At 38.9% G+C, this 24,252-nt stretch carries 24 protein-coding genes and 1 pseudogene; 18 read left to right on the top strand and 7 right to left on the bottom strand.

Features of this window, described 5'->3' with window-relative positions; translation table 11 throughout:
* Positions 1–21: 21 nt before the first annotated feature.
* Positions 22–1,383 carry an MFS transporter gene (locus tag QUF78_RS21280; RefSeq protein WP_289326218.1) on the bottom strand — a complete coding sequence of 454 codons (1,362 nt, stop codon included), beginning with the start codon at positions 1,381–1,383 and terminating at the stop codon, positions 22–24.
* 311 nt (positions 1,384–1,694) lie between these two features.
* On the opposite strand from QUF78_RS21280, the gene kdgD reads away from it, so the two are divergent.
* The 6 genes and pseudogenes from kdgD to QUF78_RS21250 all read left to right on the top strand — a co-directional run bounded on the left by kdgD (position 1,695) and on the right by QUF78_RS21250 (position 7,236).
* Complete coding sequence (kdgD, locus tag QUF78_RS21275) at positions 1,695–2,627, top strand: 5-dehydro-4-deoxyglucarate dehydratase (protein WP_289326217.1); 933 nt, start codon at positions 1,695–1,697, stop codon at positions 2,625–2,627.
* A gap of 17 nt (positions 2,628–2,644) precedes the next feature.
* Complete coding sequence (gucD, locus tag QUF78_RS21270) at positions 2,645–4,108, top strand: alpha-ketoglutaric semialdehyde dehydrogenase GucD (protein WP_289326216.1); 1,464 nt, start codon at positions 2,645–2,647, stop codon at positions 4,106–4,108.
* A 124-nt stretch (positions 4,109–4,232) separates the two neighbouring features.
* Positions 4,233–5,756, top strand: coding sequence for a galactarate dehydratase (gene garD / locus QUF78_RS21265; protein WP_483313893.1), 1,524 nt, complete (start codon positions 4,233–4,235; stop codon positions 5,754–5,756).
* Between the two features lie 207 nt (positions 5,757–5,963).
* A complete protein-coding gene (locus tag QUF78_RS21260; RefSeq protein ID WP_289326214.1) occupies positions 5,964–6,416 on the top strand; it encodes a GNAT family N-acetyltransferase in 453 nt (150 codons plus the stop codon).
* Positions 6,417–6,547: 131 nt separating this feature from the next.
* Positions 6,548–6,748, top strand: a pseudogene (locus tag QUF78_RS21255) (recombinase family protein); the annotation flags it as partial.
* Positions 6,749–6,822: 74 nt separating this feature from the next.
* Positions 6,823–7,236 carry a hypothetical protein gene (locus QUF78_RS21250; protein WP_289326213.1) on the top strand — a complete coding sequence of 138 codons (414 nt, stop codon included), beginning with the start codon at positions 6,823–6,825 and terminating at the stop codon, positions 7,234–7,236.
* A gap of 155 nt (positions 7,237–7,391) precedes the next feature.
* Here the strand turns inward: QUF78_RS21250 and QUF78_RS21245 are convergent, their stop codons facing one another.
* A complete protein-coding gene (locus tag QUF78_RS21245; RefSeq protein ID WP_289323635.1) occupies positions 7,392–8,750 on the bottom strand; it encodes an IS1182 family transposase in 1,359 nt (452 codons plus the stop codon).
* 505 nt (positions 8,751–9,255) lie between these two features.
* Between QUF78_RS21245 and QUF78_RS21240 the strand changes: the two genes are divergently transcribed.
* The 6 genes from QUF78_RS21240 (at position 9,256) to QUF78_RS21215 (ending at position 15,973) form a co-directional block, all read left to right on the top strand.
* Positions 9,256–9,567 carry a hypothetical protein gene (locus QUF78_RS21240; RefSeq protein WP_289315146.1) on the top strand — a complete coding sequence of 104 codons (312 nt, stop codon included), beginning with the start codon at positions 9,256–9,258 and terminating at the stop codon, positions 9,565–9,567.
* A 35-nt stretch (positions 9,568–9,602) separates the two neighbouring features.
* Positions 9,603–10,079, top strand: a complete 477-nt coding sequence (locus QUF78_RS21235; RefSeq protein WP_289326212.1) for a VOC family protein — start codon at positions 9,603–9,605, stop codon at positions 10,077–10,079.
* 73 nt (positions 10,080–10,152) lie between these two features.
* On the top strand, positions 10,153–10,602 hold the full coding sequence (locus QUF78_RS21230; RefSeq protein WP_289326211.1) for an ASCH domain-containing protein: 450 nt from the start codon (positions 10,153–10,155) through the stop codon (positions 10,600–10,602).
* A gap of 103 nt (positions 10,603–10,705) precedes the next feature.
* Positions 10,706–11,404, top strand: coding sequence for a polysaccharide deacetylase family protein (locus tag QUF78_RS21225; protein ID WP_289326210.1), 699 nt, complete (start codon positions 10,706–10,708; stop codon positions 11,402–11,404).
* Positions 11,405–12,005: 601 nt separating this feature from the next.
* On the top strand, positions 12,006–15,044 hold the full coding sequence (locus QUF78_RS21220; RefSeq protein WP_289326209.1) for an efflux RND transporter permease subunit: 3,039 nt from the start codon (positions 12,006–12,008) through the stop codon (positions 15,042–15,044).
* 278 nt (positions 15,045–15,322) lie between these two features.
* Positions 15,323–15,973, top strand: coding sequence for a DsbA family oxidoreductase (locus tag QUF78_RS21215; RefSeq protein ID WP_289326208.1), 651 nt, complete (start codon positions 15,323–15,325; stop codon positions 15,971–15,973).
* Between the two features lie 167 nt (positions 15,974–16,140).
* On the opposite strand, the gene QUF78_RS21210 is transcribed toward QUF78_RS21215, so the two are convergent.
* Together QUF78_RS21210 and QUF78_RS21205 are read right to left on the bottom strand one after the other, a co-directional pair.
* Positions 16,141–16,779: a hypothetical protein gene (locus tag QUF78_RS21210; protein WP_289326207.1), complete on the bottom strand. Its 639-nt coding sequence runs from the start codon at positions 16,777–16,779 to the stop codon at positions 16,141–16,143.
* A gap of 443 nt (positions 16,780–17,222) precedes the next feature.
* Entirely contained in the window at positions 17,223–17,363 is a 141-nt protein-coding gene (locus tag QUF78_RS21205) for a hypothetical protein (protein ID WP_289326206.1), read from the bottom strand.
* 285 nt (positions 17,364–17,648) lie between these two features.
* Between QUF78_RS21205 and QUF78_RS21200 the strand changes: the two genes are divergently transcribed.
* The 4 genes from QUF78_RS21200 (at position 17,649) to QUF78_RS21185 (ending at position 19,254) form a co-directional block, all read left to right on the top strand.
* Entirely contained in the window at positions 17,649–18,260 is a 612-nt protein-coding gene (locus QUF78_RS21200; RefSeq protein WP_289326205.1) for a flavodoxin domain-containing protein, read from the top strand.
* The gene (locus tag QUF78_RS21195; RefSeq protein ID WP_289326204.1) at positions 18,181–18,348 is read left to right on the top strand and encodes a Fur-regulated basic protein FbpA; all 168 of its coding nucleotides are present in this window, start codon (positions 18,181–18,183) and stop codon (positions 18,346–18,348) included. The genes QUF78_RS21200 and QUF78_RS21195 overlap by 80 nt, the downstream gene beginning before the upstream one ends.
* Complete coding sequence (locus QUF78_RS21190; RefSeq protein WP_148357550.1) at positions 18,341–18,490, top strand: FbpB family small basic protein; 150 nt, start codon at positions 18,341–18,343, stop codon at positions 18,488–18,490. The genes QUF78_RS21195 and QUF78_RS21190 overlap by 8 nt, the downstream gene beginning before the upstream one ends.
* Before the next feature lie 311 nt (positions 18,491–18,801).
* Positions 18,802–19,254, top strand: coding sequence for a DinB family protein (locus QUF78_RS21185; RefSeq protein ID WP_289315155.1), 453 nt, complete (start codon positions 18,802–18,804; stop codon positions 19,252–19,254).
* Positions 19,255–19,283: 29 nt separating this feature from the next.
* Here the strand turns inward: QUF78_RS21185 and QUF78_RS21180 are convergent, their stop codons facing one another.
* Both QUF78_RS21180 and QUF78_RS21175 read right to left on the bottom strand, forming a co-directional pair.
* The gene (locus tag QUF78_RS21180) at positions 19,284–19,943 is read right to left on the bottom strand and encodes a DUF2238 domain-containing protein (protein WP_289326203.1); all 660 of its coding nucleotides are present in this window, start codon (positions 19,941–19,943) and stop codon (positions 19,284–19,286) included.
* Positions 19,944–20,044: 101 nt separating this feature from the next.
* Positions 20,045–20,815, bottom strand: a complete 771-nt coding sequence (locus tag QUF78_RS21175; protein WP_289326202.1) for an alpha/beta fold hydrolase — start codon at positions 20,813–20,815, stop codon at positions 20,045–20,047.
* A gap of 277 nt (positions 20,816–21,092) precedes the next feature.
* Between QUF78_RS21175 and QUF78_RS21170 the strand changes: the two genes are divergently transcribed.
* Complete coding sequence (locus QUF78_RS21170) at positions 21,093–21,275, top strand: hypothetical protein (protein WP_289326201.1); 183 nt, start codon at positions 21,093–21,095, stop codon at positions 21,273–21,275.
* A 136-nt stretch (positions 21,276–21,411) separates the two neighbouring features.
* Here the strand turns inward: QUF78_RS21170 and QUF78_RS21165 are convergent, their stop codons facing one another.
* The gene (locus QUF78_RS21165) at positions 21,412–22,770 is read right to left on the bottom strand and encodes an IS1182 family transposase (protein ID WP_289323635.1); all 1,359 of its coding nucleotides are present in this window, start codon (positions 22,768–22,770) and stop codon (positions 21,412–21,414) included.
* 486 nt (positions 22,771–23,256) lie between these two features.
* On the opposite strand from QUF78_RS21165, the gene QUF78_RS21160 reads away from it, so the two are divergent.
* Complete coding sequence (locus QUF78_RS21160) at positions 23,257–23,817, top strand: peptidoglycan-binding domain-containing protein (RefSeq protein WP_289326200.1); 561 nt, start codon at positions 23,257–23,259, stop codon at positions 23,815–23,817.
* The last annotated feature ends 435 nt before the right edge of the window (positions 23,818–24,252 follow it).

Raw genomic sequence — 24,252 nt, 5'->3', positions numbered from 1 at the left:
CCTACTAGAATATTTAATTGACTATGATTTTAACTCGACACGTTTAATTTCACCAACTAGGAATAAATAACTTAAAATCGCGACAAGAGCATTAGCACATACGAAGACTAGCGCCCCATTGAACGACCCTGTCGTAGCAATGATATATCCGATGATAATCGGTGTTGTAATGCCTGCAATGTTACCGAATGTGTTGAAAAGCCCCCCGCTAACACCGGACATTTCTTTTGGTGAGGTATCGGCCACTACCGCCCAGCCGAGTGCCCCAAATCCTTTACCGAAAAACGCAAGCGCCATAACGAAAATAACAACCCATTCCGTATCTACATAGTTTGCAGCTACCAAGCTCATCGATAGAATCATCCCAACAACAATTGGCACTTTTCGGGCGACAGTCAATGAGAATCCCTTCCGTAACAAGAAATCCGAGAATGTCCCTCCGAGAATGCCGCCAAAGAATCCACAAATGGCTGGAAGGGAAGCAACGAATCCAACTTCAAGAATGGTCATGCCTCTTTCTTGCACAAGGTACACAGGAAACCATGTCAGGAAAAAGTACGTTAACGTTGTAATGCAATATTGTCCGAGGTAAACACCCAGCAGCATACGGTTCGATAAAAGCTGCTTAATATGATTCCAGTTGACGCCTTTCTTTTCCTCCTTATGTGTAATGGTTTGATCCATATTGATCAAAGCGCCGCCTGCTTCGATATATTCAAGCTCAGCTTTGTTGATACGCGGATGTTCCTTTGGACTATAAAGCGTTTTCATCCAGATGAAAGCAACGATGATTCCTAAAGCGCCCATAAAGAAGAAGACGTATTCCCAACCAAATTTATACGTAATGTAACCCATGATCGGTGCAAAGAGAACAGTTGCAAAATACTGGGCGGAATTGAACGTGGCAGCCGCGGTTCCGCGTTCATGGCTTGGGAACCAGGTAGCAACGATTCGGCTGTTGGCCGGGAAGGAAGGGGCTTCTGCCAATCCAACTAAAAAACGGAGTCCGAACAATACCATGACCGCTGTTCCGGCAGAACCGAAAAATCCGAGGAATCCTTGTAAAAGCGTAAAGGTAGACCATAGCATGATACTCCAAAAGTAAACTCTTTTTGAGCCAAAACGGTCTAAAAGCCAACCACCTGGAATTTGTCCAGCTACATAAGACCAAGCGAAAGCGGAGAAAACATAGCCCATCATGACTGAATCGAGACCAAGCTGACCAGACATGTCCGTACCCGCGATTGATAGCGTCGCACGATCCGCATAATTCAGGGCGGTGACCATAAAGAGCATAAAGACAATGAACCATCGTGTGCGTGTTTTTTTCTGTGCACTTGGCAGTATAGGAGATGCTTGAAAAACTTTTTCTTCTGCGTTCATATACTCACTCCTTAAACGTATTTTATTTTCTTGATACCGCTTACAATGTGTTCGCTTCCCCCCTTTGCGAAAATTCTTACTATTTAGTTTTGTCCAATGGTAAGACAAATGAAATTGTTTGTCAATGTGTTTTTTATAAATTCGTTTTTACATTTTAGCTCCTTAATTATCTATTTTTTTTGTATATATTAGAAGCAAAATTATTGAGGTATGATTTGATGTCGCATTTTTCAGAAAATAAAAAATATACGATTGACCATTTGGTGTATTTGTCTTACAATAAAACAATAATACACAAGGAGGAATGGATAATGAATAAGATTCGCAAAGCACCTAAAGGGATCCTAGGTTTTCCCGTGGCTCCATTCACGACGAGTAATAAGCTTGATGAACAAGCACTCGCCCAAAATATCCAATTTTTAATAGATGAAGGCCTAGAGGCCATTTTCGTGGCATGTGCGGCAGCAGAGTATCCATCGTTAAGTAAAGAGGAATATGAAGTGATGGTGGATGTGGCCGTATCCGTCACGGGTGGAAAAGTACCTGTATACACAGGGGTAGGGGGGAACATTCAAACTTCCCTGGAACTTGCCAGAATATCAGCAGATAGAGGGGCGGATGGTTATTTAATATTGCCACCATATCTCGTTACTGGAGAACAGGCAGGTCTGGCGGCTTATTTCAAAGCCATCGCAGAGAGTACAGACTTAAATTCGATTGTATATCAGCGTGATAATGTTTCCCTTTCAATTTCAACTTTGGAAGCGCTTGCGGAGGTCCCGCAGGTGGTCGGCGTCAAAGATGGTCTAGGCAATATGGAGTTGAATGGACTGCTTACACAAACCTTCGGAAAACGTTTCGGCTGGCTGAACGGAATGCCGCTTGCGGAAGTTACCATGTCGGCCTATGTTCCACTTGGCTTTGACTCATACTCATCTGCGATATCCAATTACATCCCGCACATCTCACGAAAATTCTATAATGGCATTTTGAGTGGAGATCAAGAAACGGTCAATGAAATTTACCAACAGGTCATCATGCCGATCAACAACATTCGCCGTCAGCGAAAAGGGTATGCCGTCTCTCTCATTAAAGCAGGTATGGAGATCATGGGAATGCCGGTTGGGCAAACAGTCAGATTACCGATTCTTCCGGTTGAAAAAGAACATTATGCAGAAATGCAAACGATATTAGAGAATGCCTTAGATCGTTTTCCAAAAGAAACAACCATCCAATCAATCTAATAAAGGCGGGATTATATATGATAACTACAGTTCAAACAAAAACGTATCTAAATTATATTAATGGTGAATGGGTTGCTTCCATTTCAAATGAAGTTGAAAAAAGTTTAAACCCGGCAGATAAACAGGCCATTGTCGGATATGTACAAAAGTCTACTAAGGATGACTTGAACCTGGCTGTGGAAGCTGCAAAAAAGGCAAAAGATAAGTGGCGCAAACTAGCTGGATCTGAGCGCGGGGAGTATCTATATAAAGTAGCTCAAATTCTTGAAAAGCGGATTGATGAAATTGCTGAATGTGCAACACGGGAAATGGGTAAGACCTTTGCTGAAACAAAAGGGGAAACGGCACGCGGCATTGCGATCCTGAAATACTATGCAGGAGAAGGAATGCGTAAAGTGGGTGATGTCATTCCATCCACCGACAGTTCAGCGCTAATGTTCACGACGCGCATCCCGCTTGGTGTAGTGGGCGTCATTACACCTTGGAATTTCCCAATCGCCATCCCAATCTGGAAGATGGCTCCTGCTCTTGTATATGGGAATACGATTGTGGTGAAGCCCGCAACCGAGACGGCCATCACCTGTGCGAAGATTATGGAGTGTTTTGAAGAAGCCGGTTTACCGGCGGGTGTAATCAATATGGTCACAGGGCCGGGCAGTGTCATCGGGCAGGGCATCGCCGATCACGAAGATATTAACGGCATTACCTTTACCGGCTCAAACGGCGTTGGTAAAAGGATTGGACAAGCGGCGTTAGCACGTGGAGCGAAATACCAGCTTGAAATGGGTGGGAAAAACCCGGTAATCGTAGCGGCGGATGCGGATCTTGATCTGGCTGTGGAAGCAGTCATTACAGGTGCGTTTCGTTCAACGGGGCAAAAGTGTACAGCGACAAGCCGTGTCATTGTTGCTGCAGAAGTTTATGAAGAGTTCAAGCGGATGCTGGTGGAAGAAACGAAAGGCATTTCCATCGGGGATGGATTGGACAGCGGGACATGGATGGGGCCATGTGCTAGCGAAAATCAATTAAATACGGTTCTTTCCTATATCGAAAAAGGAGTGCAAGAAGGCGCTACCCTTCTAATTGGCGGAAAGCGTGCTGAAGAAGGCCCTCAGGCAAATGGCTTTTATGTAGAGCCGACGATTTTTGATAACTGCAAGTCAGAAATGGCAATTGTTCAAGAGGAAATTTTTGGTCCAGTGATTGCCATAATGAAAGCTGATTCAGTTGAAGAAGCCCTGCATCTTGCGAACAGCGTGGAATACGGCCTTAGTGCTTCGATTTTTACAGCCAATATCAAACATTTGCTCTCATTTGTTAACGATATGGAAGCGGGATTGATCAGGGTCAACGCGGAAAGCGCAGGCGTTGAATTACAGGCGCCATTTGGTGGCATGAAAAACTCCAGCTCCCACTCCAGGGAACAAGGGGAAGCAGCAAAAGAGTTTTTTACATCAATTAAAACGGTGTTTGTCAAATAAGGGGAAAAGAAGAAGTGTGTGTGTTACCATTTTATTAAACTGATATTATATCGGAAATAATAACTGGCCCGTGAATCTTTGTTAGCTTTCTTATAATGAAGGGAGTGGTAAAGTGGATACGAAAATGCAACTCACGGAGGTACCGCTTTATATTAAGGTAAATACGATAGACAATGTCGCCATTGTGGTTAATACTGGGGGCTTGGATCAAGGAACCCTTTTCCCTTGTGGGCTAGAATTGAAAGAAAGAATTCCACAAGGACATAAAGTAGCATTAATGGATATAGACAAGAATGAAGCCATCATCCGCTATGGAGAAGTTATCGGCCATGCAGCTGAATCAATCAGGAAGGGCAGTTGGATTCATGAGTCATTGGTGATACTGCCGGCATCCCCGGATTTAAAGGAATTAACGGTAGCAAATGATATACCTAAAACTTTACCACCACTTGAAGGATATACATTTCAAGGATTTCGCAATGAAGATGGCAGTGTTGGAACTAAGAACATATTAGGCATTACAACTAGCGTTCAATGTGTAGTAGGCGTTCTGGATTTCGTGGTGAACCGCATAAAAAAAGAGATTCTCCCGAAGTATCCCAATGTTGAAGATGTTGTCGCTTTGAATCACAACTATGGCTGTGGAGTCGCAATCAATGCACCGGAAGCAGTTATTCCCATTCGTACGATTCAGAACCTGGCGAAACACCCAAACTTCGGCGGTGAAGCCTTGGTAGTTGGATTGGGCTGTGAAAAGCTTTCCCCAATGAGAATAAATCCAAGCGGAGACGACTCGGATATCATTTCACTTCAGGATCAGCAGGGATTTGCGGGAATGGTCCAATCCATCATGGAAATGGCTGAAGAACGATTAATGAAGTTGAACAGCAGGCAGCGCGAAACATGTCCAGTTTCCGAATTAGTCATCGGAACGCAATGCGGAGGAAGTGATGCATTCTCTGGTGTGACAGCTAACCCTGCAGTGGGATATGCTACAGATCTGTTAGTTAGAGCAGGGGCGACCGTTCTATTTTCTGAAGTCACGGAAGTACGGGATGCGATTCATTTATTGACGCCTCGTGCAGTGAATGAAGAAGTAGGGAAGGCTTTAATAAAGGAAATGGATTGGTATGATAACTACCTTGCATTGGGTGATGCCGATCGAAGTGCCAATCCGTCGCCAGGAAACAAAAAAGGCGGATTGGCCAATGTAGTGGAAAAATCATTAGGGTCCATTGCCAAATCAGGAGGCAGCCCTATATCTGGCGTACTGGCTCCAGGTGAAAAGGCTACGGAAAAAGGGCTGATTTTTGCAGCTACACCAGCTAGTGACTTTGTTTGCGGAACGTTACAGCTGGCTTCCGGCATACATCTTCAAGTTTTTACAACCGGAAGAGGGACACCCTATAATCTGGCAATGGCTTCCGTCATCAAAGTTTCTACACGAAATACATTGGCTGAGCAATGGAAAGACTTGATTGATATAAATGCCGGAACTATCGCTACTGGAGAAGCAACCATAGAGGATGTTGGGTGGGAAATATTTCACCTTATATTGGAAGTGGCCAGCGGTAAAAAGAAAACCTGGGCAGAGCATTGGGGCCTGCATAATGATTTGGCATTATTCAATCCAGCTCCAATTACCTAATAATGATTTTCTGGACGAACTTCCTTATAAAAGTGGAAGTTTGTCCTTTTTTTGTTATTCCTATTTTTAAAGCTGTCATTATTTTTCCTCGAGAAAAGAGGAACGCCGAACTATTGGCAGAAGTTATACATGAATTGATGGTTGATAGATTAGTATTTCATCATGACGTAAAAGTGTGATGATGAAGTACGTATTAGGAGGCATTGTATGATCACATTCAGGAATGCAACAGCAAAGGACTTAAGTGAAATAGTGAAGATGCTTGCGGACGATGTATTGGGGAGGGAAAGGGAGCGCTATGAAAATCCCCTTCCTGAAAGCTATCAAAAAGCATTTGAATCCATTGATTCAGATGAGAATAATGAATTGATCGTAGCATGTCTTGGTGAGGAAATCGTTGGGGTGCAACAAATCACTTTCACTCCTTATATTACCCATCAAGGCGGATGGAGAGCTACGATTGAAGGGGTTCGGACGGCATCTTCAGAACGGGGGAAAGGAATAGGAAGCAAGTTGATCCAATATGCGATTGAGCGTGCAAAAGCGCGGGGCTGTCATATCATTCAGCTAACGACCGATAAAAATCGGGAAGAAGCGCTGCGTTTTTATGAACATTTAGGGTTCAAAGCGACTCATGAAGGTTTGAAAATGAAGCTTTAATTCAACGTTTTTTGTCCTATCATTGGGGAAGGTTGCTGCGGCAACTTTTTTTTGTGTACAAACATTCGCTGGTATTATATGTTAAAATTATTCGTGAGATATTTATAGATGTGTAGGATCTATCTGGCAGAGATATTGAACGTACAGAGTATCAAAAAATGAAAAATATAATCCGTTTTGATGATGAGTTAGTTATTCATAAACTTTCTAGGTTTGGCCGTAATAAGGAAGAGATACTCAAAGAATGGAAAGAAATTATGGAATTAGAATACAGCGTTAAATATCCCACAATAACGAGAATGACTATCTATAATAAAAAGAAGAAAATATGAATTTATGTAATTGTACTATTGAGTAGTTGTGTTAATATTACTAATGTATGAAATTAGAAAGGTAGGAAATACATATGAAAAAAAGCATCATAGCTTCACTTGCACTTGCACTTGTTTTAAGTCTTTCAAGCTTCGGAGGTACTCAAAAAGCAGAGGCAGCAGATTGGTCAACTACAGGAAGTATTTGGACTTCATATTATCATTCTGGTTCATTCACTAATTATGTTTACCAACGTACTATGACGACTACTGTGTCAGACGAAATTTGGACTACTGTAAATGCAAGTAGCTCTGCATCTGGAACATTCACAGCTAGACTTCAAAAAAAGACTAATGGTGTCTGGAAGAATTACAAAACAAAATATCCTGCTAAAAATGGCTATACAAACATGAACTGGACAGGTGTTACCAAAGGTGCTACATACCGTGTTAAATTAGAAAACACGAGTGGTAAAAAAATAACTTATACATTTAAAGTAATGCAATAATATTAATTCAATAAAAGCCTACATCCTTAATTGGGATGTAGGCTCAGTTTGTAGACAAAAGGGGTTCGGAATTAAAAAATTCCGAACCCCTTTTTGAGATTCCCTTTGAATTTTTGCCTGAAGTTAGGAGATTGGGGCTCTACGAGCCCACTATGTTAGGCCATTTTTGGACCTCGCCATGTCCAATTGGCCATCTTCTTTAAATTAATGGCAGCGAAAGTAAGCATCGCCTGCATCGACAATTTTTTAAGTCCCCTTAAAGTTGTCCAACGCATACCATGCTTTTCTTTTGCATCTGCGAATACACGCTCAATCGTTTCTTTACGTTTCGCATATATAGTTTTTACATCTTGATGATGACGCAGATGATCTGCTTCTTCCACATGTGTTTGCCAAATATGCCGTGTCACCACTTTTTGATGGTCTTTGCTTTCTGTACACTGAGATAAAAATGAGCATGTCGCACAAGTGTGTTTGGGTGATTTATACTCGCGATAGCCCTCTTTATTGGTTGTTGAGTACTTTAATAGCTCTCCCGAAGGACAAAGGTAACAATCAAAATGTTCATCGTATACATAGTCCTGTTTGCGGAAAAATCCTTCTTTGGTGCGAGGACGTGTATAAGGTAAAGCCGGTATGATTTCTTTGTTAAATAGGTAGCTTGTAATCGCTGGTGTTTTATAAGCTGCATCTGCGGCAACGGCTTCCGGTTTTCCAACTTTCTCAATCACTTGTTCAACTAGTGGCTCTAAGATCTGACTGTCATGTATATTTCCAGGTGTTACAATCGTTCCCAATACAAAACCGTTGCGGTCTGCGGCCGCATGGAATGAATAGGCAAACTGTTTTGTTCGTTCATCTTTCACATAGTAGCCACTCTCAGAATCCGTTGTACTTTCTTTAATCTCTTTGGTCTCTTCTTTATCAAATTTATCTGATGGAAAAGGCTTCTTTCCATGTTTTTCACGATCTTGATTGATTTCTTCTTGAAGACGCCCTTGATACGCTCGTGTTTCTTTACGAACGATTTTCTTTTCAAATTTCCTTTTATTCGCACTGGCTTTCACATGTGTGGAATCCACGAAAACGTGTTCAGCACTTATTAACTTTTTATTAGCAGCTGTCATTAAAATGCGATAGAAAATCTGTTCAAACAGGTCTGTATCTTTAAAGCGTCGCTCATAATTTTTCCCGAACGTAGAGAAATGAGGTACTTTATCATGGAAACCATAGCCTAAGAACCAACGGTAAGCCATATTGGTTTCAACTTCTTCAATCGTTTTACGCATGGAACGAATACCGAAGGTATATTGAATGAATGTCAGTTTAACTAAAATAACTGGATCAATACTTGGGCGTCCTACCTCTGAATACATCTCTTTCACCAAGTCATAAATGAAAGTGAAGTCAATGGCAGCCTCCATTTTACGAACCAAATGGTTCAGTGGCACCAGTTGATCTAACGTAATCATTTCAAGTTGATCTCGCTGAATAGAATCATGTTTAGAAAGCATCCTCATCACCTCAAGTTTTAATACTTCTATTTTAAAACAAAAATGACTCCAGGCAAAAGTGTTTATCTAAAAGGTAAGACAAAGTTGATTGGAACGGAAGGTACGAGACTCCTGCGGGAAAAGCGCGTCTAGGGGAGACCCCGCAGGCGAAAGCCGAGGAGGCTCCCCGACCGCCCGCGGAAAGCGAGTGCCTGGAGTGGAAAATCAACGGCCAAATTGTACAACTCATAAAAAATAGACAAACTCGATTTTCATCGAGTTTGTCTACAGTCTGAGCCTACATCCTTAATTGGGATGTAGGCTTTTATCGTTCTAATTCACTTACTAATTTCATTTGCAAACCTATGAAAATGAAGCTTTAATTCAACGTTTTTTGTCCTGTCATTGGGGAAGGTTGCTGCGGCAACCTTTGCACAAACATTCGCTGGTATTATATGTTAAAATTATTCGTGAGATATTTATAGATGTGTAGGATCTATATGACAATCATGAAAGGGTGTGCTCGATGGAAAACGAAGCATTTATTCAGAAGAGGTACGGTGTAATTAGTTTTATTTCATTCATCATCGGAATTATTTGCTTTTTTATTGTTTTTGTTACACCTATTGGAATTGCCAATATCGGGAGCCTGACTGGATATTATATAACATTTTTCCTTACGATTACCGGCATCGTCCTTTCTATCATAGGTATTTTGAAGAATACGGAGAAAAAAGTGATTCCTATTATTTCTTTGGTTTTTTCTTCGTCTTTCTTCATATTATGGGTTATCGTCATCACTTTGTTATTAACGGGTGAAATTGAATTTGCCCCGTAGACCAAATTGGATATGACTAAAAGGGTGGTTTTTCAATGATAAGAGGTTTATATGAAGCACATTTACCGGTCCGTGATTTGAAACGGTCCATCGAATTCTATGAGGGACTTGGTTTACAGTTGGATCATAAGGTTGAAGACAACCTGGCTTTTCTATGGATTGAAAAGGATAAAAGTTGGTTGGGGCTTTGGGAAACGGAAAAAGTGGAGGTTGAGTATCATCCCTCTTTAAGGCATATAGCATTTCAAGTATCATTGGAAGATTTAAAGAAATCAGTCGCATGGCTTGAAGATAGGGGCTATTCGCCAAGAGAGGCTTTCGGATTTCAACCAATTGAACCTTTCGTGATGCCTCACGGGGAAGATGCCCACGCTAAAATTCACTTTAATGATCCAGACGGCAACAGTTTGGAACTTATTAGTAAATTGGCAAATCCCAAAAAAATCACGAATCGTATGTATTTAAGTGAATGGGTACGGTTAAATGAATACAGAAGTGAAAAAAGCGAATGACAGTTAGGCGGAAGTTTTAAGAATGAATTGTTTTAATATGCTTTATGTTAAAGCAGAATGGGGGATTTATAGAATGAATGTCAAAGCGGAATTATATTGGAATGAATTTTGGCAGGGGAAAGACGAAGGAAAACCCAAGTCAGTCAGTGCCTGGCAATTCGGGGCTGATCCCGATTATTTGGCTCAATTAGTGATCGAAGGGAAAAAAACGGCTACATGCTCTGGTTATGTTTTTTATGAAGAGGAAAATGAATCATTACCATCCGTGGGTGATTATAGCATTATATTAAGCAGTGGGGATGTGCCCTTAGCCATCATACAAACAGTGAAAGTCGATATATCGCCCATGAATGAAGTGAGTGAAGAGTTTGCGATGGCAGAAGGGGAAGGCGATGGAACCTATACATACTGGTGGGATGCCCATGAAAATTTTTTCAAGGAAGCACTGGACAAAATTGGCCACACCTTTAAAGAAGATATGCTGCTGGTGTGTGAGCGTTTTGAATTGATTCATGTGAAGTGAATGTAGAGGGTTCATTCGTAAGTGCACAATAAGTATTTTCGTTCAGTGATTTGCTATAATAGGTCATTGGATTAAAAAACTTATAGAAAGATAGGTATTTGCCATGAAAAAGAAACTGACATTCATTGGATTGGGTATCCTGGTTGTTTTCCTGCTATTTCTTGGTACGTATAAATTGATGAATTCGAGAACCTATCAGGTATTCGGAGGATTAACGGATAAGGTCGAGACGAATGAAAAAGTGGTCGCTTTGACTTTTGATGACGGCCCATCGAAGAATGTAAATCAGATCCTTCCGTTGTTGGATAAATACGATGCAAAAGCTACATTCTTCCTGATTGGTAACGAAATCGAAAATTATCCAGAGGAAGCTGGGAAAATAGCGGAAGCCGGACATCAGATTGGGAATCATACGTATGCCCACAAGCGAATGGTTTTTAAGTCCCCTTCCTTTATAAAAGCGGAAATCGAGAAAACGGATAAATTGATTCGAAACTCAGGATATAAGGATGAAATCGACGTTCGCCCACCAAACGGGAAAAAGATCTTAGGTTTGCCTTATTACTTAAATGAAAATGATAGGGACACCATTACCTGGAATCTGGAACCGGATAGCTATTACACTTCCGCTTCTGACAAAGTGAAGTATGTGAAGGAAAATATAAAACCAGGTTCGATCATCCTGTTGCATCCGATGTATGATGATACGGGTAAAGAACTTCAAGCGATTGAAGAGATTTTACGAGAGTTAACGAACGAAGGGTACACGTTTGTAACGGTCAATGAACTTCAAGAGTTATAGGGTTGAATTTTTACAAGATTCTCGAAAAAATGGGTTGCTGCGGCAACCTTTTTTTTATTATTCCGCTATGTGAAGGGTTAATAATTCCCGATATACAGAATAGTACAAAATGGGGGCGGCATATTGTTTCATAACGGTATGTTGATGTAAGAGGCAGGATTTCCTGTGAATTTTCCTTCATGTAAATAAAGCTATTAAAATGGGGCTGGTTACGTTGTATCGGAATAAAAATACCGCTCTAATCATCATTTTGTGTTTCCTGTTATTCCTATTTCTTGTCGTGCTCGTTTTTCGCCACATCACGGTATACTTCGTGTATAGCTCGGGCATCGGACCTTTATTATTTATCGGGATAATGATTTTCGCTATCGTTATGCTTTTTTTAAAAGGATTTAAATAATCAAGATTGTTTCTATGAGGCTGCTGCGCAGCCTTTTTTATGTGGAAAAAGTTCTTCATACCAAGTTGGTTTATCTTAATTTATAGAGACGCAAAAAAATATAAAAATCAATAAAAAATTAACACTCCAGCATTAGTAAAATATGGTAAGATTTAAAATGGAAATATTTTCTTTTAAATTATAATCAGGGGTGATTTGTTCGTGGAGTTTTTTACTAAGTGGTCGTTTAACAACAAGGCTGCCGTTTCATTGGTAACCATTTTTATTTTGTTGATAGGTGTGGTCAGTTATTTTAAATTGCCAATGGAATTTTTACCATCTGCTGATAATCCACAAGTTACGATTATCACAATTGGGCAGGGCACTGATTCGAAAACGATGGAAACACAAGTTACAGATCCGATTGAAAGAGCAGTAACGGGAGTAAAAGGAAAGAGTTCAGTATACTCCACCACTGGAGATGGATTTTCAAAAGTAGATCTATTTTTTGAAGCCGGATCGGATATGAAACAAGCGAAACTAGATGTTCAAGAGGCTTTAGGCAATGTAGCATTGCCACAAAGCATGGCAAAGCCTACTGTTACACAGCTAAATACATCAATGATTCCGATTTCATTTATAGCTGTTACTTTCAAAGAAGGATTAACAGCTGAAAACATAGACTTTACCAAGAAGGAATTAGAGCCTCTATATAAAGATATTAAAGGGGTTTCGGATGTACAGACATTTGGAGTTTCCCAATCTGTACTTTCAGTCAAAGTGGACAATAAAGAATTGGCTAAAAAGAAAGTCTCCATTCAAGATATCATGGGCGTCCTTAACGGTCAGAATACAGCTCTGGCCGTAGGCGAAAAAGTGATTGATGGGAAGGCAAGTAACATTAAGGTTATTGGGGATTTAACAAGTATTGAAAAATTAAAAGCGTTAAAAGTCACTCCAAATGTAACTCTTGGAGAGATAGCAAAAGTTGAAGAAGCGAAGGATGGTAAACTCATCAGTCGTTTTAACGGAAAGGAAAGCATTGATTTAAGCATTATCAAGGACAGCCAATCAAATGCTGTCACAATCAGTAAAGAGGTTGAAAAAGTATCAAAAGAAATTAATGAAAAGTATGGTGACCAGAAATCGACCATCTATTTATCTACAGCAGATATGGTGGAGACTTCCGTTCAGACGATGGTTAAAGAAGTGCTGCTTGGTGCGCTATTCGCCACCATTGTGATCATGGTCTTTTTACGAAATGTACGTTCTACATTCATTACAATCGTATCCATACCGTTATCTCTTGGCTTTACGTTATTTTTGCTGTCATTGTCGGGAGTGACGCTGAATATTTTGACGCTAGGCGGTGTCGCTGTAGCGATCGGGCGATTGGTGGACGATAGTATTGTTGTTATTGAAAATATTTTCCGGAAAATGCAGCAAGAGAAGATTTCAATCGAATTGGTGATGGATGCAGTAAAAGAGGTGGGAGTGGCGATAACAGCTTCAACCCTTACTACTGTAGCCGTTTTCTTGCCGGTAGCTTTATTGAACGGAGGGCTCCAAGAGTTTCTTCTGCCTTTCGCTTTAACGGTCACTTATTCTTTGCTGGCTTCCTTGATTGTCGCATTGACGGTTGTTCCGTTAATGAGTGCGGGATTGCTGAAAAGAGCGAAGCTTCCAAAACATCGACCAGCCAAGCGTTTCACCAAGCTGGTTACATGGTCATTAAACCATAAATGGGTTGTCTTGATTGTTGCTTTGCTATTGTTTGTCGGTTCTGTTGGTACATATTTTGCCATGCCAAAAGGGGCGATTGATAATTCGTCTGCAGACTATGTCTCCGTGACATTAACTTATCCAAATGATCAGCCATTTGATGAAGTAAAAGAAAAAGCGATTGAACTCGAAGAAACGATGCAAGATATGAGTGAAGTGGATAATGTGTTCATGCAATTAGGAAACTCTGCAGAGGCGGCACAATATGGCGCGGTCACATCACCTACAGAAGCGACTTTCGGCCTCTTGGTGAAGGATAAAGCAAATATTGATGCAATCCTGAAAAAAATTGAAAAGGAACAAGAAAACTATCCTGATGCGAAGCTTACGACCACCGCTTCTTCATTCATGATGGGGGCATCAAAGACGAACATTACGATAGATGTGATCGGCAGTAATGTTGAAGATTTGGAACTGACTGCCAATAAGGTCAAAGAAAAAATTCAGGATATTAAAGGAATTGAAGATGTTACAACGAACCAGGACGAAAAGAAAACCATTTATTCATTCAGGGTAGATCCAGCTAAAGGCAATACAGAACAAATAGGTCAACAATTAGGGATCATGCTTAATAAAACCCCTATCGGCAATATAACGTTGGAGGATAAGCAGACACCTGTCGTCCTTGAACCAATCTTAGATCCCAAAAAACCAGAGGATTTAAAAAGTATTCCCATTATGACAGATGGCGGTCTAGCTCCGGTGTCGAAGGTTGCTTCTTTAAAGAGCGAAGAGAGTGCAACAACGCAGTTCCATAAAGATGGGGAAACGTATCTTCAATTAACGGCAACGGTCGATCCGACTAAACTTTCCGATATTGCAAGCAAAATAAATCTTGAGATATTTGGAGATAAGGAGAACAAAGGCGGCCTTGATATTCCGAAAGATGTAGAAATTTTAGTTGGAGGAGCCAGTGCACAGCAAACAGATGATTTTACTGATTTGTTCCTTACGATGTTAATATCCATAGGCATTGTCTTTCTAATCATGGTTATAACTTTCAAATCGATTAAAGCACCGGTCGCCATTCTATTTTCCTTGCCATTCGCTGCGATTGGAGCGGTATTAGGATTGGTTATCAGTCGAATTCCAGTGGATATTACAGCACTGTTGGGTGCTCTCATGCTGATAGGAATTGTGGTGACAAACGCAATTGTGCTTCTGGATCGAGTCAAACAAAACGAAGAAAAAATGATTATCCGTGATGCGATCATTGAAGCGACAGCTACAAGATTCCGTCCGATCATAATGACGGCTGTAGCAACCATTTGTGCCATGCTGCCGCTTTTATATAAAAAGGCGGAAACAGGAAGCCTGGTTTCACAAAGTTTAGCGATCGTGGTCATTGGCGGGCTAGCTGTTTCAACACTGCTCACACTTATCGTGATTCCATGTATATACGAATTGCTGTATTATAAAAAATCGAAAAAACAGAGGAAGAAAAAGAGAGAACCCGTTAACGAACAAATCGAGATGTAATGGAGAATAACTGAAAAGTTTGTAGAGAAAGCGACGCTTCCTTTACAAACTTTTTTTCTTACTTCCCGAACTGAAGGTTTTAAAGCTTTTTTAAAATAATGCTTGACTTATCGTCAACCTGTAACTAAAATGATTACAGCAGGTGATGAAACAAACGCAGGAAGCAATCGACTGTGTAGTTACAAAATGCAATGTTCTTATATTAATATTTTTTTGTTCTACGTTGTAACTATTTTGGTTACAAGTTGAGCTAATGATGAAAAGTGAGGGAATATAATATGACAGTGAAAATTAAAGCGTATTCTGATTTTATATGTCCATTTTGTTTTTTGGGCAAAGGTCCTTTAGACGAAATCGTGAAGGAAAAAGATGTGGAAGTGGAATGGATGCCATTTGAACTTCGTCCTAGTCCATATTCCAAAATTGATCCATGGAAAGAACCGGATAAGTTGAATTCATGGGATTCTTACATTCTGCCTGTTGCGAAAAAGCTGGGAGTTGATATGCGTTTACCCCGTGTTTCTCCGCATCCATATACACATTTGGCGTTCGAAGGGTGCCATTTTGCAAAGGAGCACGGAAAAGGGAACGAGTTCCACAACAGAGTATTTACAGCGTTTTTTCAAGAGGAACAAAATATTGAAGATATTGAAGTATTGACAAAATTAGCGGGTGAAGTTGAACTTCCTGTAGATGCTTTTAGAGAAGCGTTAGTGTCACGAAAGTATCGGGAAGTGCACCAACAAGCACTCAAACATGCTTATGAAGAAGCAGATATCAGGGCTGTTCCGACGTTTATTATTGGTGATGAAGTCATCCAAGGACTTGCTAGCAAAGAAAGGTTAGCGCAAGTCATTGAGAAGGAAGAAACCAAGAATAAACTGAATGAATTTGATGGCCTGCAATGCGACGTTAAGGGGAATTGCTAAAAGCCTTTTAACTGTCAGGGAAATGCGGATATACAACGGTAAGGTCATTTCAGGAAACTCTTTAAAATAGGGCTTGATTAATTTTAGAGTACCTAAATATTACAGAAAACCCCCTTTTATCAAACAATAAAACCGTTCCTTTTACTGTTTAATATAAAAGGGGTATTTTAATGCAATTCTAGTTGAATTGTAGTAACAATATTAGAATCATCAACCCATAAATAAACATTCTTACATTTATGCGTGAAATATCTAATGGCAAAAGTATCTTTTAAATAATCTTCTAAAGTCCAATTGTATAATGAGAGAGAGATTATTGGCCCCTTTGATGTATTTTTTAAACAATCTAACACCTTATCGAACCCCATATCTTCGTATTTCTCTATAAATTCAGATATTATCTTGTATGATTTTTGAGGTTTCCATTCATATTGTGTCTTGCTAATTGTCCCATATAGATTTTTTATGATTGGATTTAAATGATTCGACCTGATCAAGGAGAGAGATTCTTGATTCGGCTTACTTAACATTATTTCTGATGGTAATTCGTTTTCTAATACAATCTTCGTGCTGTCAAAATGCATAATAATTTCTTCGATTACTTGATTATCAATTCTATTATCGACAAATAACGAAGTAACACTATTTTCATCTTGATAACCCAACAGTAAAAAGAATTGAGTTAATAGTGAATATTTTTTTTGGACATTTGAATTGGGGATAAATTCCCTGATCTTGAAATCTGAAAAACTGTCTGTATTGTCTTCGAATTGATTAGAAGCTTCAAAAGGTTTCAACCATTCCATTAGCAGCCCACCTAGTATGTTTTTTATTTAACCTCAAAATAACTATAACCATTTGCAATGGCTGAATAAGTACCATTTTTTACTGTCCTGAACGTTCCACCTAGTTTTGCACGATATTTTCCAGCAGACAATCGATCAGATGATTCATTTCTAATTGTGGAAGTTGGTCGGTTTATAGGATAGCTAAAGTTGTGAGTTTTATAATTTTTCCAACCGCCATTAAGAAATCCGTGATGTTTTTGTATTGTAACTTTTACATTGCTATAAGAGATTACATCTCCACCAACATGTATTGTCCAAGGGCAATATGCAGTTTTACTTATGACATAACAGCCAACCGTTCCGCGTGCGAAAGAAAGTCCGTATGGAGTGATAACTGATTCATTTCCATTAGAAAGGCCATCTGGTGAATAATCAGTGTTTGCAAGATTTGGTAGTGAATTCTAGTCTACTGTTGGCTCTGCCTCTTGTGTTATTACTTCTGTTAATTCTTTAGATGGTTCTGTATCTTCTGCTTTTGTTTGATTAGGAAAACTAGCGATCAAAAATACTGAAAATAAAAATAAATAAAGCACTTTTCTCATCATAATAACTTGATACGATATGTAATAATTTAACTATATAGATAGATATAACAAAACAAAAAAACACCTTCCAATTTCATATCTATCTTTCTTGTTTTTTTAATAAATCCATAAATATATGATTTTATTATGGAAAATAATTATTTAGGGATATTTATACTATATTTAAGGTGAAGACGGACTGTTTAATAATATTTAAGGAGGTAAATAATTGACAATGAGAATCATTTTCATTTATAGTGAGATGTGTAATGAAATTAATTCTCAATTAGGAGAGTGATATAGATGAAGGTATTCATTGGTTATGTCAGTTTATCCGGTAATACCGAGAAAATGGCTATGAACATAAAGAATAGAATGAAGGCTGTCGGCTGTGAAGTATATATGGAAAGATTGGATACTGTTGAAGTTGATGCCTTAAAGGATTTTGATTTGGCCTTTATTGGTTTATATACATGGAATCTTGAAGATTTACCGTATGAAGCAAACGAATTTTATGAAGAAATTGACCAAGTGGACTTTGCTGGAGTTAAAGTCGCATTCTTTGGTGCCGGCGACTTGACCCATTCGAAACCGTGCGCCGCGATAGATATCCTTTCCGATAAAATGAAGCGATTTGGATTTAATGTACATGATCGAGTATTGAAAATACACCATGAAAGCAGTACATACGACCGATTAAGGAAATGTGAAGACTTTGCAGAGCATGCCCTTATATGGGGAAGCAAGAGGAAGAAGTGGAGATTCTTCATGTGGGATCGGATGCTAGGCAACCCAAAATACCAAAAATCAGCATTTTTGTTAAGGAGGGCCCTTGATGATTACCCAATTAAGTGCAAAGGGAGAAGCAAAAAAAGAGGAACTTATCCAAGAACTTCTGAAATTCGGGATTTTTAAAAAATATAATAAACAACTATACGAGCTTCCGTTAGTAGTTTTACAGAAGGAATTCAATCACTTGAGAGGTGAATTAAAAAGTGTCTAGGAGAAAGAAATCTTATACTGAACTGCTAAAAGAAAACCGCGAACTTCTGTTGCATGACAAAATAGAAGTGGAACGCATCTATACAAAAATCGATCAAAAAGCTATTAATGAAAAAAAGGAAAGTAAGCAAGTACAATCATGACTGGTTAAAATTTGAATGTTGCCTCCAGGTATTGAAGAAATTTGCGACACTCCTACCGAAAAACTGGCTAGCCGAGACCCCACAGACGCTTGCGGCGAGGGAGCGGATTTCTGAAAACAGCTGGAACGTTTTTTAAATTGCAGGGAAACTCGCTTTTTTTCGGGTTTGTCTGCAGTCTGAACCGAAATCCATTTTTGATTTCGGTTTTTTCTTTTGGGTCAGTTATTAAATGCTGTTGATTGAAGAAGAAGGTATTTTCTGGTTGGTTGCCGAATAAAAATCCTTTAGGTAAAACTTAGGGGGAGTGCAACTTGAAAAATGTAATAGATGGAATCAATAATTGGATAGGTTTTATACCAGAAGAGTTCAACCGGATGACAGAAAAAGAATTAAATCATCGACCAATGCCACACAAATGGTCCAAAAAAGAGATTTTAGGACATCTATGCGATTCTGCATTGAACAATATGAATAGGTTTATCAAGATTCAGTACGAAGAACAGCCATATGTTATACAATCATATAATCAAGACCAATGGGTATTAGTCCAGAATTATCAAGAGCGACCAATGGATGAGATAGTTAACCTTTTTTGTACTTTAAATAAGCAAATCGTACATATAATAACGAATACACCAAATGATAGATTATCTAATCTTTGTGATATCGGAAATAATCAACAAAAATCATTAGAGTGGCTAATAAATGATTATCTAGAACATATGGAACATCATATTAACAATCAAATTCTAATTAAAAAATAGTGATCTATATAGGTCATTATTTTTTAAATTTATCGTTTTTCAGAGCCTTTCTTTTTGTTTTCTTCTCGATTTTTCACTATTCGTAACAGCTTGTCATGAAGTTTGGATAAGGTTAACAATACAAGGATAGAGCCGATTAAGGTTAACGACATATCCCATTGTGCGTCCCAAATATCACCCTGTGTTCCTAAAAATTCCTTTGAAGCCTTTCCGCCTTTTGAAATGATGGCAGCTATCCATTCGATGATTTCATATAAGGCTCCAATGGCAAGCGCAAAACTTAATGTGACAGCAAATAACCAGGGTCCTTTTGTTAGAGGGGTTTTACGTATTACTATTTCTCTAATTACAATCGCAAATAAACCTTTTAGGAAATGTCCAAACCGATCATAGTGGTTCCGGTTTAGATCGTAATGATCTTTTATCCAATTAAATAGAGGAACTTTTGTGTACGTATAATGGGCACCGATGAACATGGTAATTGAAAGAACGGCAATAACGAAATAGGATAATGTAGTAAGGCGGAATTTATTATATGTAGCCATTACATAAATCAGAAACACAACGGCAGGAAGTACTTCCATTGTCCATATCAAGTATCCTTCAGGCTTAATAACTGACCAAATAAAAACTGCCGTTACTAGCAATAGTAATATTAAATGAATCAGTGTACTTTTATCTCTTCCCAATTTTTTCACTCCATAAATTTAGGATATGTACAATAGTAAAAGAATGAAATTTTCTACATAGTACTTGATGGATTGGTTTATTCGTTTATAAATAGAAAGAATCAAACAGTTGTATGGATAAAATGCTTAATACTTTCATTTAAATCATTAGCCGCTTTTGTAGGGATCTGATGCTTTACATGATCAATAAATTTTAATTCCGTACATGGCAATTTTTCATGCAATAAATTAGCATAATGATAAAGTGGTTTATCTTTTTTACCATAGATCAGTAAAATTGGCAGGGTGATTTTCTCTAGCTGATGGGTACAGTTATAATGCAAACTATAATAGTAATACTGCTCGATATTTCTGGCATCTCCTTTTAGGGCTTCATTAAACATTTTGTTGAACAAATTTTCGGTATCTGAATTACTCCATGAAATGGATAGCGCAAGAATTGGAACTGCGTCTTTATTTGCAAGTGATATTCCTAAAGTGATCTTTTGCTTTAAATATTTATCCCTCACTTCAGACATTCCACCTATTACAATGCCTCCTAGAGCCCTATCGGCACAACTTAGCAAAAATTCCAATACGATAGAGCTGCCGGTTGAATATCCGCATATGATTGCTTTTTTAATTTTCAAATGATCAAACAGTAGTTTGATATCTTCGATAATCAGGGGATAAGTTACTGGCAGTCTTGAATACTGACTTCTTCCGTGACCCCTAATATCAAAAGTTATAACTTTGAATTCTTGGGATAATTCCTCCATTTGGTATTGGAAATTCACACTAGTCAGTACTGGAGGATGAATAAAAACAATAGGAACCCCTTTTCCCTTAACAGAATAATACAAGCTAGTACCATCCACATCTAACATTGGCATGAATATTCACCTCAATAATCTTAAATCATTTTTCAATCATTGAATGGCTATACTATTTAATAAACAACTTTTTGATAAGCGTTTGGATTTCAGCATAAAAATAAATTTCCATTCGAAGGGTACTTGCATAATATCCCTCCTGAAAGAATTTTCCCTTAAAAACATGTTTTTATTACTAATTGTTACGTTAATAAACATCTTGAATTTTTGGGGTTCTTTTGAACAAGATATAAGAGTTCAGGAAATGAACAATAATATATAAAATAAGGTGATGAAAATGAAGGCAAACATGGATAAAATTTTACCAGTTGTCGCTTCGGTCGGAGTAGGTATTGCCACTTATCAAATGTTGAGTGGAAATGGCGGGAAAATGAAAAATATGGTGCCGCTTGCTACTAACTTGATGGGAATGGGAACTGGGATGCAAGGGCAGAATCAACAACCGTCAGATTATCAATAAAATAATCCCCTTAAGGGGATTATTTCAGTTTGTAGACAAAAGGGGTTCGGAATTAAAAAATTCCGAACCCCTTTTTGAGATTCCCTTTGAATTTTTGCCTGAAGTTAGGAGATTGGGGCTCTACGAGCCCACTATGTTAGGCCATTTTTGGACCTCGCCATGTCCAATTGGCCATCTTCTTTAAATTAATGGCAGCGAAAGTAAGCATCGCCTGCATCGACAATTTTTTAAGTCCCCTTAAAGTTGTCCAACGCATACCATGCTTTTCTTTTGCATCTGCGAATACACGCTCAATCGTTTCTTTACGTTTCGCATATATAGTTTTTACATCTTGATGATGACGCAGATGATCTGCTTCTTCCACATGTGTTTGCCAAATATGCCGTGTCACCACTTTTTGATGGTCTTTGCTTTCTGTACACTGAGATAAAAATGAGCATGTCGCACAAGTGTGTTTGGGTGATTTATACTCGCGATAGCCCTCTTTATTGGTTGTTGAGTACTTTAATAGCTCTCCCGAAGGACAAAGGTAACAATCAAAATGTTCATCGTATACATAGTCCTGTTTGCGGAAAAATCCTTCTTTGGTGCGAGGACGTGTATAAGGTAAAGCCGGTATGATTTCTTTGTTAAATAGGTAGCTTGTAATCGCTGGTGTTTTATAAGCTGCATCTGCGGCAACGGCTTCCGGTTTTCCAACTTTCTCAATCACTTGTTCAACTAGTGGCTCTAAGATCTGACTGTCATGTATATTTCCAGGTGTTACAATCGTTCCCAATACAAAACCGTTGCGGTCTGCGGCCGCATGGAATGAATAGGCAAACTGTTTTGTTCGTTCATCTTTCACATAGTAGCCACTCTCAGAATCCGTTGTACTTTCTTTAATCTCTTTGGTCTCTTCTTTATCAAATTTATCTGATGGAAAAGGCTTCTTTCCATGTTTTTCACGATCTTGATTGATTTCTTCTTGAAGACGCCCTTGATACGCTCGTGTTTCTTTACGAACGATTTTCTTTTCAAATTTCCTTTTATTCGCACTGGCTTTCACATGTGTGGAATCCACGAAAACGTGTTCAGCACTTATTAACTTTTTATTAGCAGCTGTCATTAAAATGCGATAGAAAATCTGTTCAAACAGGTCTGTATCTTTAAAGCGTCGCTCATAATTTTTCCCGAACGTAGAGAAATGAGGTACTTTATCATGGAAACCATAGCCTAAGAACCAACGGTAAGCCATATTGGTTTCAACTTCTTCAATCGTTTTACGCATGGAACGAATACCGAAGGTATATTGAATGAATGTCAGTTTAACTAAAATAACTGGATCAATACTTGGGCGTCCTACCTCTGAATACATCTCTTTCACCAAGTCATAAATGAAAGTGAAGTCAATGGCAGCCTCCATTTTACGAACCAAATGGTTCAGTGGCACCAGTTGATCTAACGTAATCATTTCAAGTTGATCTCGCTGAATAGAATCATGTTTAGAAAGCATCCTCATCACCTCAAGTTTTAATACTTCTATTTTAAAACAAAAATGACTCCAGGCAAAAGTGTTTATCTAAAAGGTAAGACAAAGTTGATTGGAACGGAAGGTACGAGACTCCTGCGGGAAAAGCGCGTCTAGGGGAGACCCCGCAGGCGAAAGCCGAGGAGGCTCCCCGACCGCCCGCGGAAAGCGAGTGCCTGGAGTGGAAAATCAACGGCCAAATTGTACAACTCATAAAAAATAGACAAACTCGATTTTCATCGAGTTTGTCTACAGTCTGAAATAATCCCCTTAAGGGGATTATTTTTTTATTCAAGAAACGAGGTCTCTATCATATTAGCTTTGGAAATGCACCCCGTAGATACTATTTACCATTTTTTATAATTTAAGTAATAAAACACCAAATAAATAACTCCATACGTTATAATGAATGGGCTCCAAGGAAAGTAAGTCAGAAACCTGCAGGAGTGATTATATGAATGGAGGTTATTTGTGTTGAAGAAGAAAGTATTGGTCATCATTCCAACCGTTGCCCTGATGTTAGCCCCTTTAGGAATGGGAACTTCAATTACCCAAGCAGCATCTAAGGGCAGTCAAACCCAGAAAATCGAAACGAAGGCGGAAACGCGCCCGACCCTCCGGAAAGGCTCGCGTTCTAGTTATGTAAGAGACTTACAGCAAAGCCTTAAAGATGTTAAATATAATGTAGGCGTTGATGGGATTTTCGGCACCCAAACACAAAATGTCGTAAGAGAGTTTCAAGTGGATCATAACCTGGGTTCAGATGGTATCGTTGGACCATTGACATGGGCTGCCTTAGATGAAAATAAGGTAGAAAGAAAACAGTTCACGGAGAAAGACGCGATTGCGTTAGGTAAAAAGAAGCTGGGTAACAATATCGTTTTCAGCGGTGATGGCAGATTGCTGAAAGACGGCAAAAGAAAATCATATTACAATTATAAAGCAGCTAATAAAGATTGGATGGATCAAGGCGGGTCAGGAACGATTGGGTGGTTCCACATTTACAAAGATGGCCGTGTAGTGGAACAATAATGGGATATACAATGGTCTCACTATAAGTGGGATTTTTTTATGTATAAGCATGGATTTTATAAGGGGAATGAATATATCTATATTTTTCTATAAATAACAAGTAAATACAGATATAATAGAAAGTGGACAGCAATTTGGTATAGTGGGCAGCGGTCACTCCTTTAATGAAAGGGGGTGTCGCTGGTGATTTCTATTATGGACGGACTGATGCTTATGATTTCATTTGCCTCTTTAATCGTCGCAGTAATCGCGGTTACATTAAAAAAGTAACCCCCTCCATACCATCCGGCCAGATGTATGTAGGAAAAGGGTTACTTTCATGATTGAGTAGCTACTGACTTACCACAGAAAGCCGCTGCTCTTTATGCAGTTTGCTGTTCATTAAGACGCTGATCTAACCAGTGTCTTTTTTTATATATGTTAGTTATCTTTATT

It is taken from the genome of Peribacillus sp. ACCC06369 (genome assembly GCF_030348945.1).
Classification (GTDB): domain Bacteria; phylum Bacillota; class Bacilli; order Bacillales; family DSM-1321; genus Peribacillus.
The sequence above is the reverse complement of the archived record's forward strand: the minus strand, read 5'-3'. Positions and strand labels throughout refer to the sequence as shown.